The 11416-nt window shown below is 44.9% G+C and carries 8 protein-coding genes; 2 read left to right on the forward strand and 6 right to left on the reverse strand.

Features of this window, described 5'->3' with window-relative positions; translation table 11 throughout:
• Positions 1 to 60: 60 nt before the first annotated feature.
• From L2755_RS11500 to L2755_RS11515, 4 genes are all read right to left on the reverse strand, one after another.
• Positions 61 to 3318: an ExeM/NucH family extracellular endonuclease gene (locus L2755_RS11500; RefSeq protein ID WP_248980840.1), complete on the reverse strand. Its 3258-nt coding sequence runs from the start codon at positions 3316 to 3318 to the stop codon at positions 61 to 63.
• A 32-nt stretch (positions 3319 to 3350) separates the two neighbouring features.
• Positions 3351 to 4403 carry a porin gene (locus L2755_RS11505; RefSeq protein ID WP_248980841.1) on the reverse strand — a complete coding sequence of 351 codons (1053 nt, stop codon included), beginning with the start codon at positions 4401 to 4403 and terminating at the stop codon, positions 3351 to 3353.
• Between the two features lie 670 nt (positions 4404 to 5073).
• A complete protein-coding gene (locus tag L2755_RS11510; protein WP_248980876.1) occupies positions 5074 to 5745 on the reverse strand; it encodes a helix-turn-helix transcriptional regulator in 672 nt (223 codons plus the stop codon).
• Positions 5746 to 5980: 235 nt separating this feature from the next.
• Positions 5981 to 6592 carry a DUF2238 domain-containing protein gene (locus L2755_RS11515; RefSeq protein WP_248980842.1) on the reverse strand — a complete coding sequence of 204 codons (612 nt, stop codon included), beginning with the start codon at positions 6590 to 6592 and terminating at the stop codon, positions 5981 to 5983.
• 201 nt (positions 6593 to 6793) lie between these two features.
• On the opposite strand from L2755_RS11515, the gene serA reads away from it, so the two are divergent.
• On the forward strand, positions 6794 to 8023 hold the full coding sequence (serA, locus tag L2755_RS11520) for a phosphoglycerate dehydrogenase (RefSeq protein WP_248980843.1): 1230 nt from the start codon (positions 6794 to 6796) through the stop codon (positions 8021 to 8023).
• Positions 8024 to 8240: 217 nt separating this feature from the next.
• Positions 8241 to 9212, forward strand: a complete 972-nt coding sequence (gene ygfZ / locus L2755_RS11525; protein WP_248980844.1) for a tRNA-modifying protein YgfZ — start codon at positions 8241 to 8243, stop codon at positions 9210 to 9212.
• Positions 9213 to 9273: 61 nt separating this feature from the next.
• Here the strand turns inward: ygfZ and L2755_RS11530 are convergent, their stop codons facing one another.
• Together L2755_RS11530 and L2755_RS11535 are read right to left on the reverse strand one after the other, a co-directional pair.
• Positions 9274 to 10290: a response regulator gene (locus L2755_RS11530; RefSeq protein WP_248980845.1), complete on the reverse strand. Its 1017-nt coding sequence runs from the start codon at positions 10288 to 10290 to the stop codon at positions 9274 to 9276.
• Positions 10291 to 10380: 90 nt separating this feature from the next.
• Positions 10381 to 11325, reverse strand: coding sequence for a carbon-nitrogen hydrolase family protein (locus tag L2755_RS11535; RefSeq protein ID WP_248980846.1), 945 nt, complete (start codon positions 11323 to 11325; stop codon positions 10381 to 10383).
• Between the last annotated feature and the right edge of the window lie 91 nt (positions 11326 to 11416).

The following is an 11416-nucleotide window of genomic DNA, read 5'->3' on the forward strand; positions in this document are numbered from 1 at the left end:
TGAATCTTTTAAGGGAAGCGCACTGCCCTAAAGCAGGCGCTTCATTGTCGAGAACAACGCTTATTTGCGAAGACGACGGCGCATAGCTGCCAGCCCGAATAGGGATAACAAGCTGATGAAACCAGTGCTACCAGCACTACCGTCACCGCCAGTTTTATCGTTTTCTTCTTCTACAATGTCAGCAATCAAGGAGTCGCGGCTAGAGACCTTCGCTTTGAAGTTTTGCTCAGACCCTTCTACAAGTTGGCCATCACGTTCTAAGCTTACGGTGACGTTGTAGATAGCAGATGGCGCACCAAAGACCTCGAAATTCACCAAAGTTGTCGTGTCATTAGAAAGGACCACATTAGGAAGTACCATCTGAGTCAGATCTAAACGCTGCTCGTCATCCACAGGACTCATACTGACGGTCGCGACATCTCCAACTTGAGCCGAAATACCCGTTGGGATCTGGTAAGGAACCTTGATCAGCTTTCTCAGTTTTGGCAGGTTCAGAGGCACGTTAGCATCCGTATCACCAGGCTTATAGCTAAGGGTAATTAGTGCAGGATCGTGATCCGACGCTCGATAGATGTCCTCTTTGTAGAACTTATGCGTTCCAGTACCGTCGATGGTACCTTTAAAGCGGTTTTGGTAGTCATACAGGCCGGTCTCAGCTGCATTAACATGCCAATCAGTGGCATCAATGACGCGATCTTTCAGAGAAGGCGAGATCAAGATGTGATCAAGCGAGCCGATTTCGTCACTGAAAGAGTAACTCCAAGGCGTCTTGCCCTTCTCTTCTAACTTTTCACCGACGATATCGATGTAGCCATAAGTCTTAGTGATGATGGCTGCAGAGCCATCTTCGTTAAACTGAGGCTTAGGTCCAAGGAAAGTGTGACTAGCGGTTAAGATCGTCTTGTTGCGTGGGTTCTCGGTAAGAACGAGGACAGGATCCTCTTTACCATAGGCGTTCAAATCACCAATGATGATCTTATCCCCAAGAACATCTTCCATCTCTTCACCTAAGTGCACGGCACCGGCTACGCGGAACTCGGCACAAGACCCTTGGTAGTCCAGATCGGGGGCTGTACGGTTGTTCCAAGTCGTGGCATTGCCAAACTCAACACCTTGCCATTCTTCCCAGCAAGTAGAGCCTTTTGACTTAAGGTGATTTACAGCTAGCGTCAAGCGCTTGCCAGTTTGGTTAACGATAAAGGTGACAACCAAGGCATCACGATGGTAGTTCTGACCGTTCTCTAGAATTTCCTTATTCTGATCTTTGATCACCTCACCTAAGTCGTTCACTGTGGTAGGCGCTTTCTGCTGAGGCATTGGGATAACACGAGTGCGCTCAATGCTCATCTTGCTTGGGCGGTATATGATACCGGTAGCAATGGCGTCAGAACCAATGGCGTCTAAGTTATCCAGCATTTGATTGCCGTTGTTGTCAAAACCAACAAACACATAACGGTTCTCAGTGGAGTTAGGGCCATTGTAATCTTGGGCTCGCTCGTCCACATACTCGATATTGACCTGGTTCACAATCTCAGCAATGGCACTGTCATCGCCAAAACCGTTGTTTTCAATCTCCATCAGGGCCATTACATCGGCATCCTGAGCACGAATAATTTCTACCAGCTTGGTTCTCTGGTTAATGTATTCATCGTAGCTATCTGCGCCTCGGCTCTGACCAAAGTTGTTATTGTCGCCACCGAAAGGAGAGTTAAAGAAGTTAAACAAGTTCTGACTGGCAACGCGGATGGCAAAATCACCTTCTGCCACTGTGTCATTCAGATCAGGGGTCTCAGTACGCGGTAAGTTGTGAATAAAGTTATCACTAGTCAACTGGTTGGTTATAGTCAGGCTGTAGTCCTGATCATACATATCAGTCCCAGGGATCAGCTCAGTTTCGTATTGACTGATCACACCTTGCGCGTTAACGAGACTATCATCGATACGGATGTAGTTGGTGTGTGGGTCACTGTTAAAACCAGCGTAATAAGGTATGTCTGTACCGCCTGATTTAGGCGAGCTTTCAATCACTAAACGATAGTCATTGTTTTGCTGATAGGCCGCCTTAGACTCAGGGCTTCCTGCAACGTGCAAGTGGTTAGGCTGTAAATTAGGACGCTTATAAGCCGCTACCATGTTGTTGCGACCGTTAGGAGACGACAGGTAGTTGTAGCTAAAGCTGCGAGTGATACGCATATCCTCTGCGGCTTCATCGCTAGGAGTACTAGGGTCAAGATCTGTAGGCAGATTGACCAACATACCTTCGTGACGCTCTAGCGTCTTATCGAAAGAACCGTTATCAGAGCTAATGATCTGAATATCGGTAGGCTCAGTTGGGATGTCAGTATCAGTAACGTTCCAGCTAAATGCCGTATCAGCTGACATTTGAGTCTGGCCTTGATACTCAACCACTTTACTGCCGATACAAATGGTTTGACCTACTTTGAGATCGCCGGCAGCACTCGAACTAACGAAGATACCATCGGAAGTCTCTGGGTTGTTGTCAGAGGCAAGGTTGCGAAGATAGAAGCCCTCATTAGGGATAGACACCTTGGCTGAGATTATACCTTCTACGGCAACTTTTTCAGCTGATTCGGTTTCACCATCAGCAATCAGAGGCGAGGTAAAGCCTGTGCCCTGAACTTCACTAGGAGACTTGATTTCACTCTTATCGGTTGGACAAGTGAAGATGTCCATGATGTCTTCAGCATCAGCAGCAGGCAGCTCGGATTTACCTAAATCGTCAGTCCTCATCGGCAAAATGTTTTGCCATTGAGTAGCATCGAAGGTATCTGATTGAGCGGGATTGTTGCCATCAGCAGTTTGTTTACGACGCAGAGTGGTATTCGGAGCCCACTTGCTAGTGTCGTTCGCTGCTCCAACACGATCGATAACGGTATCCCCATTTTTCAGGAAAAAACCGTCATCACTGGTCATGAACAGGTTGTTGTACTTATTACTGCTGTCATATGTGGAGATAACAACGGTGCCACCTTGAGCCGTAATATCATCACGAAACTCTTCGCTAGAACGACTGTTGACAATCACCATAGACGCGCCTGCGGCAAGCGTCTGACCAGTCAACAGTGGCTTAACATCAGCGTTAAGCAACTCGTTGTCATACTTACCGCCAGAGCGTTGGTAAGCAGTAATGTCAGTGGTAAAAGTAAAGGCATCAGAGCCTGTATTCGTGATCTCAACTGAGCCCACATTAGCATCGGAACTTTGGGTCATTTCGGTGATCAGCAGATCTTCAACGCCAGCGAAGGCGCCCATGCTGATGGTGCTGGCAATGGCCAGCGATAAGAAACTTTTCTTCATAGTAAACTCTATAAAATTGAATTCGTTACGGACTAGAAGTACATACGCGCATAAGCGTAGGCTGCTTCAGGGGCTTCGCCGACTCGACCTTCCAAAGAAAGCACGATGTCACGGGCAGGACGATAGTTGAAACCTAAACTCCCCCAACGGCGCTCTTTCCCATATTCAGGTGGCAGCTCGGAGTAGTCGTAGTTAGGACCGATCAGATCCCAGCCTTCGTATTCTTCGTGGTTTGCGGAGCCGATTATTTCCCAGTGCTCATTCAAGTCGTACTTGGCACTTACCGTTACACCTTGGTTGCGGAAGGTCTGATAATCTAGGTATACGTCACCGCTCTTACGTGTAGACAAGTCTTCATCTTCTATAAAGCCATTAAAGCCAATAGAAAAATCTTGCATCAGTTTCAGGCGTGCACCCAAACCTATCTGTTGCTGCTCACCATATTTACTGACGCCGTTGGAACCGCCGCGAGTTTCTAAGCCAACCACGACAGATAGCAGATCTGACATCCAGCCTACATATCCGTTAATGATGTCACCTTGTTGGGCACCACTCTTGTGTTCACCGTTATATGAGTAGGAAGTACCTAAAACAAGATGTTCAAACTTGGCTTGATACTTAACTGTATTCTCTTGGTCACCCGCTTCGCCGGTTTCAACGGACTTGTTGAAGGTGAAGTCGCCAAAATGGTCGTAATCGTCGAATGCTGTGTCGGTTAGACCCACCTCGAACCACTGCTGATCGGTTAAGAGATAGCCGATGTACAACTTGTCGATGGCCAGCTCAAACTCACCGTCTCCGCCAAGCCAGTTACGGCGTTGGTAGTCCAGTTCAAGACGATAAGTGAATTGTTCACGTTGACCCGTTACGCCCAAAGTTGCGAAGCTATCATCTACATAGCCCTTGGTATCGTAGAACTCATCGTGGTTGTATTCTGCATGAGTATCAAAATGCCCACCTACGCCCACTTCGCCATATAAGCGAACGTGGTCGCCTTGACTATCACCATCTAGCATTACAGCGCTCACTGAACCGGCACTAAACATAGTGACGATAGCGATTGCAATTATTGATTTGTTTAACATTGCTGTTACTTCCGATTAGTAATTTGTCAGCCCATAAATGAAGGCCAAACTCAAAATTAAAAATATTTATTAGTAAGTTCTTAAACTGCTAGCTGTTCAGGTAGGTGGAGAATTCGATGGCGAAATCGCCGATAGCTTTATTACATATTTCATACATTCAACCCCATTTTTATAATGATGCCGCTAATTTCTATTAACGTGCGCAGCGATTGTTGCAGAGTTTCATAACAAAAAAAAGAAGGTTACGTCACATTTGCTCAAGCTAACCAACTGAAATATATAGACAAATAGACGCACCAACGAACAGTGCTAACAAAGGTATCAAAAGTAGTACTTAAATCAGTGACTTAACAAGAAACAGTAGAATTCAAAACAGGAGCTGACAAAGAGTTACATATCACTAATTAATTTTAAAATTTTGGTCATCAAAACCAATCAAAAGATAAATTTCATGAAAAAACACTGCCGCGGAGTAGTTTCGTCGAATTCAGCTCACAAAAAAACGACCCTAAAGTCGTTAATTTCACTCGTTATTATCTTTTACCTGTCTCATTAGATATCGATTCAGAGGCCTAGCTAGCAGATGAATTCAAGACGCATTGATGGGGAAATAGCTTTGCTATGCAAGCACTCAGCTCCCTGTTAAAAGAATAAGTATTAGGTGGACTCGTTAACCAACTGCATGCAACTTCAATTGGTTTTGGTAAGGTTCTGCCCAACGTAATAACTCAACACGGTTACGTGCGTGGGTTTTTCTAAAAATAGATGAAATATGTGCCTTAACGGTGTGTTCACTTATGCACAATCCTTGAGCAATCTCTTTATTGCGAGCTCCACTAGAAACCTGTTGAATGATGGTTTTCTCTCGGCGGGTTAATAGCTTAAATGATTCCGAACCTTCGACGGATAACTGCAGAGGCGTGTCGATTTGACTCACTAACTGACGAAACACGCGGCTTATCAATGTTCTATTATACCAAAGTTCATCGGCTAGGACTTTTCGCAAGCCTGTAACCTGCAAGTCCATTCGCTGCTCTGCAAATAAAAGACCTCTGATCCCCAATAACAGCGCTGACTCTTCATCTAAAGAATCTACTATCACGTCATAAAGTGCGACGGGTACATGCTTAACCAGTTGTGATGCGACTAAAGGAATGCCGTTACAGTCGACTGCGGCACCTTGTTGCGAAATAAGATAGAAACTGCGTCTATTCGCGCTGGGCTCCAGCTGCTCAATGTCTGAAATCACTCGCGTCTTCAATCCAATTGACTCTGCAAGCATTGCTAGGTGGCAAGGTGCCGCCACTTGCTGAAGAAATACTACCTCATCGATACTATCCATATTATCCATCACTTCTCTCCCTGAAAAGTTTCACTTAAGTCCATTCAATATGCTGCCATTACATTTAAGAAAAAAACAATGCAATAAAAAGCAGACTAAGCCAGTCTACCTAGACTTGGCTTAGTAATAAAGTATGCGTGATGATAATTATCTTTAACAAACAATATAATTACTAATATTAACTCGTAATTCAGCATATTTGACTGATATTTGCAGCCTAACCTAGGATTTCAGCTTATACCTGCGATTTCAGCTTATTCGCGATCAATTTATTATGGTAGCGGCTCAATAATACTATCGCCGCTATCGCACCCACTAACGCCATTGCCATGTCAGATTGAGTATCCCAAACATAGCCTTGGGTACCGAGAAACGCTTCGGCATCTTCACCCGTCAGCTCAGCAACCCACCATTCAATAAGCTCATAAAATGCAGAGAATGCCAGCGCAAAACAAACAGCCAAAAAGTTGCACCAAGCGCCAATCTTGATAACACTTAAGCGGATAAATATTTCTCTAGCCAGAATAACCGGAATAAAACCTTGCGCAAGATGGCCAATTTTATCGTAGTTATTACGGCTGCTACCTGTCCATTCAGCTATCCAGTCAAACAGAGGTACTTCGGCATAGGTGTAATGCCCACCGATCATTAAGATCACACAATGAATAAGGATCAGCACATAAGCCAAGCTCGTTAATGGAAAACCTTTACGCGTAAAAGCCAGCAGTGGCAATGCAATTAATGCCGGTAAAACTTCTAAAAACCAAGTGAACTGATCTTTTGGCTCAATGGCTGACCAAAGCAGCACCACAAAATAGATCACTAGCCATGAAACGCTTTTAATCAAAATATCTCTCCCATATAAGATATTGTTCTAAATTTAGAATAAACACTTTAGCCATCTAGCCCTCTACACCGAGTAAAAAAAGTGCTACTTTGTTTGTTGATTGACAGTCTATACCGAAACTAGCCAAGCAGCAGAGTTTAGTCGTCTCTACTGTGATGTAAGGTATACAAAATACTAATAAACCAAAAGGGTACATAAATCATGGCGAAACACTCGCTGGACAAGGATAAGATTAAAATCCTGCTGTTGGAAGGCGTCCACCAATCTGCGGTAGATGTATTCGAACGAGCGGGTTATAGCAATATTGAGTATCACAAAGCAGCATTGAGCGAAGAGGCCCTAGTCACTTCGATTCAAGATGCGCATTTTGTCGGTATTCGCTCTCGTACCCAACTGACTGAAGCTGTATTAAATCAAGCTGAGAAATTGGTCGGTATTGGTTGTTTCTGTATCGGCACCAACCAAGTGAGTTTAGCTGCGGCTGAAAAACTTGGGGTGCCCGTCTTCAATGCGCCGTTCTCTAACACTCGAAGCGTAGCTGAATTAGTATTGGGGGAGATCATCATGTTGCTGCGCGGAATTCCTCAGCGCAACGCGATGGCTCATCGAGGCGGCTGGCTGAAAAGTGCTGCTGGAAGTTATGAAGCACGCGGAAAAACACTGGGTGTTATCGGCTACGGTCATATCGGTACTCAGCTCGGTATTCTTGCTGAAACCTTAGGCATGCGTGTTATCTTTTTCGACATTGAAGACAAGCTGCCTCTCGGGAATGCGCAGCAGGTACATTCAATGGAACAACTACTGTCGCTTGCTGATGTGGTCAGTTTACATGTACCAGAGACGCCGCACACCAAAGAGATGATTGCTCATGCAGAACTTGCTTGTATGCGCAAAGGCAGCATTTTGATTAACGCTTCACGCGGCACCGTTGTCGATATTGATGCATTAGCGGCTGCGCTCAAAGAGGAGCACCTTTCAGGTGCAGCAATTGACGTATTCCCTGTTGAACCAAAGTCGAATAACGATGAGTTTGTCAGCCCTCTGCGTGGGCTTGATAATGTGATATTGACGCCTCATGTTGGTGGTAGCACCGCTGAAGCACAAGAGAACATCGGCATCGAAGTGGCCGGTAAACTGGCTAAATACTCTGATAACGGCTCAACCATGACCGCTGTCAACTTTCCAGAGGTTTCACTAGCACAACACTCAGGGACTTCACGTTTATTGCATATTCACCGTAACAGACCTGGGATCCTGATTCAGATCAACTTGGCATTTGCAGAGAAAGGCATCAACATCGCGGCCCAGTATCTACAAACAACGGCTGAAATTGGTTACGTTGTGATGGAGGTCGACTCAGATAAAGCGGATGAAGCGCTCAGTGAAATGCAAGCAATTGAAGGCACCATTAGAACTCGACTGCTTCACTAAGTCAGTCTCTAACTAGCTGAAATCAATCTCAGCTGATCATATAAAGCCGTATAATATTAGATTGTACGGCTTTATACCCAAACGACCTCAAGATATTGGATTTAGCCTTTTTAGATGGTTTGGGGATTGTTTCAATAAACTTGCGGTATGTAACTTTTCGCAGCCAATGATTAGCGTTACAATCATCGCTCTTCTGGTTTAACTCTTGGACTTGCTCATGACCCTGTCAACTTCTCAGCCTAGCTGGCCTTTAAATGAACAACAGCCTTCTCTTATAGTGTCAACGCTATCTCATCTCGGTTTAATCTCAGTAACCGGTGAACAAGGACGCAGCTTTATACATGGTCAAGTCACTACTGATATCAGCTCACTAGAAGACAATCAATGGCGTTGGGGCGCACATTGCGATCCTAAAGGAAAGATGCTTGCCACCTTTAGAACCTTTGCCAAAGGCGACAGCCTATTTATGATGATGCCAAAGCAAACCTTGGCATTAGATCTACCACAGTTACAAAAATATGCCGTATTTAGCAAAGCTGAACTCAATGATGTCAGCGACAACTGGCTACTTATAGGTGTTGCCGGCGAACAAGCTGCAAGCTGGTTAACTGAGCAATTTGGCACATTAAACGATGAACTCACGCTCATCGACAATGGCATGATAATCCAAGATGCAGGCCGCTATATTGTCGCCATAGAGCAAGCAAGTGTAGCGGATTTCAATAAACTGACCGAAGCTGTCATGGTTGATGCAACAGCATGGCAAGAGCTAGAAATATTAGCGGGCTACCCCAATATCGGCGCTGCGCATAATGCTAAATTTGTGCCGCAAATGTGTAACCTACAAGCGCTCAATGGCATCAGCTTTAACAAAGGCTGCTACATGGGCCAAGAAACGATTGCTAGAATGAAGTACCGCGGTGGCAACAAGCGCGCACTCTATATTGTGTCGGGCAGTGTATCGGCTGAGTTAACCGTTGAAAGCCAATTAGAGATCGCCTTAGAAGATGGGGCAGGGTTTCGCCGCGCAGGTACCATCATTGAAAGTGTTCAACGGGATCAACAGCTTCTATTGACTGCTGTTTTAGCTAATGATACACCACTCGATGCAGCACTTAGAATAGCAGGAGATGACACATCACAACTCAGTATCATCGCTCTGCCTTATTCATTAGAAGAGAGTGATTAGACACTATAAACCATAAAAAAAAGGCGCTTTGTGCGCCTTTTTGCTCTCTATAAAAGCAGTTTTAGGTTTCATGATGCAGATCGCGGATCTTGGTGACTTCGTCCAAAATATGTTTAAAGTGCTCCACCAGTTCAGGGTCAAAATGTTTACCGGACTCACTCTCGATAAGCTTCATGGTATCGGCCACTGTCCAAGCTTTTTTATAGGGCCTGACGGAGGTCAATGCATCAAATACATCGGCAATTGCCACTATGCGACCTTCAATAGGAATATCGAATCCCGCTACGCCATTAGGATAGCCACTGCCATCCCATTTTTCGTGGTGACTAAGTGCGATACGCTTTGCCATTTCAAGTAATGGATCTTTATGGTCGCCTATGATTTCGGCGCCAATTTCGGCATGCAGCTGCATCTCTTTCCATTCCGGACCATCTAATTTAGCAGGCTTTTTCAAAATCGAATCGGGAGTACCAATTTTACCAATATCATGCATTGGCGCGGCGTTATAGATAAGCTCGCAGTACTTGTCTGGTAGGCCTGTTTTTATTGCTAACAAGCGCGCATAGTGGCTCATTCTCACCACATGCAAGCCAGTTTCATTGTCTTTATATTCTGCCGCTCGGCCAAGACGTCTGATAATCTCAAACCGAGTATCTTCAAGCTCCTTAGTACGCGCTTTCACTTCCTGTTCAAGCAGACGTTTTTGATCATAAAGTGCAAGGTGAGTTTTGACTCGAGCTTGCACCACGGGAGCACTTACAGGCTTGGTGATGTAATCAACAGCGCCCAGTGAAAAACCTTGGGTTTCATCAGCAGTATCTGCGAGTGCTGTGACAAAAATAACCGGTATATGGCAGGTCAGTGGATCTTTCTTTAAACGCTCACACACCTCATACCCATTCATCCCAGGCATCATCACATCAAGTAATATGATGTCTGGTGGATTTTTTTGCGCTAATACCAGCGCTTTGGGGCCATCAATGGCCACCTTAATCTTGTAGTCATTACTTAAGATCCCAACCAAAATATCAATGTTACCAGGGGTGTCGTCCACAACTAAAATGGTGGCTTTATCCATAAAGCAGAGCCTCCTTTTAGACCTAAATCACAACTGATTCATCAAGTATAGTCAGCTTTAAATCAGCTGGTGAGTTACACGAGTAAGCGCTTAATCTTTGTTGTTGAATTGTGTTGAAGATTGTCGAGACTTATCCACATGTAACTTAAATATATCCGGCCTAGAGTAGTGACCCGCTACGTCCAGTGCACGTTTGGAATTTGAGGCTAATTCAACATCAATATCCACCACCAAATAGCCCTTCTCTTTAAATAATGGCCCTGCTACGATCTCTCCTGTTGGCGACACCACAAGGGATCCCCCCGGATTAATCCATTCTTCATCAGCGGGGTACAGCTCATCTAAATGTGGAAAATCTTCGGGGAGATCTTTTCTTTCTAAAGCAACTCCACAAGATAAAACCCAACATTTTCCCTCCCTAGCGATATGCCGCATCGTGCCAATCCAATCCTCACCACTGTCGTAGGTTGGCGCAATATATATTTCAACGCCTTGTGAATAGAGAGAGTACCTCGCTAGTGGCATGTAGTTTTCCCAACAAATTAAGCTACCGATTCTACCGACCGGTGTATCGATAACATTCAGGCCATGGCCATCGCCAAAGCCCCATACCATACGCTCCGGATTAGTGGGCATGAGCTTACGATGAATATTGATAACTTGGCCTTGAGTATCGATCGTTATCGCTGAGTTATAAATTGTGGCTTGGCTATTGGCATTATCTCGTTCGTTGATCCCACAAACGACAGTAACGCAGTTATCTTTAGCGGCTGCGAGCATGGGTTTTAGCTCATCAGAAGACAGGTCGATCGCATTTTTAAGCAGCCGTACATGTAGCTCTTCACAGATCCCCCAGTCACCACCAGGTCTCAACCTCCATATCCAGGCAGGGTATCCAGATATAAACGCCTCCGGAAAAACGATAAGCTCAGCTCCTTTTGATGATACTAAGTTAATCAGATCTACGGCTTTCTCTATGGTTCGTTCTTTATCAAGAACATAAGGTGACTCTTGAATAATTGCGATTTTTTTCATGGCTTATTCACTTTTGTTGATAAAGACAGAGCAGTCATTAGCAATTATAGACTGCGCGTCATTACATGCTTGGGATAACAAAATGAAGTAA

This window comes from Shewanella abyssi (assembly GCF_023284025.1).
GTDB lineage: Bacteria > Pseudomonadota > Gammaproteobacteria > Enterobacterales > Shewanellaceae > Shewanella > Shewanella abyssi.

Bases quoted from the DNA above. Each gene is read 5' to 3' on its own strand.
- L2755_RS11510 (WP_248980876.1), bottom strand. From the start codon at position 5,745: ATGGATAGTATCGATGAGGTAGTATTTCTTCAGCAAGTGGCGGCACCT.
- ygfZ (WP_248980844.1), top strand. From the start codon at position 8,241: ATGACCCTGTCAACTTCTCAGCCTAGCTGGCCTTTAAATGAACAACAG.
- L2755_RS11535 (WP_248980846.1), bottom strand. From the start codon at position 11,325: ATGAAAAAAATCGCAATTATTCAAGAGTCACCTTATGTTCTTGATAAA.
- serA (WP_248980843.1), top strand. From the start codon at position 6,794: ATGGCGAAACACTCGCTGGACAAGGATAAGATTAAAATCCTGCTGTTG.
- L2755_RS11500 (WP_248980840.1), bottom strand. From the start codon at position 3,318: ATGAAGAAAAGTTTCTTATCGCTGGCCATTGCCAGCACCATCAGCATG.
- L2755_RS11530 (WP_248980845.1), bottom strand. From the start codon at position 10,290: ATGGATAAAGCCACCATTTTAGTTGTGGACGACACCCCTGGTAACATT.
- L2755_RS11505 (WP_248980841.1), bottom strand. From the start codon at position 4,403: ATGTTAAACAAATCAATAATTGCAATCGCTATCGTCACTATGTTTAGT.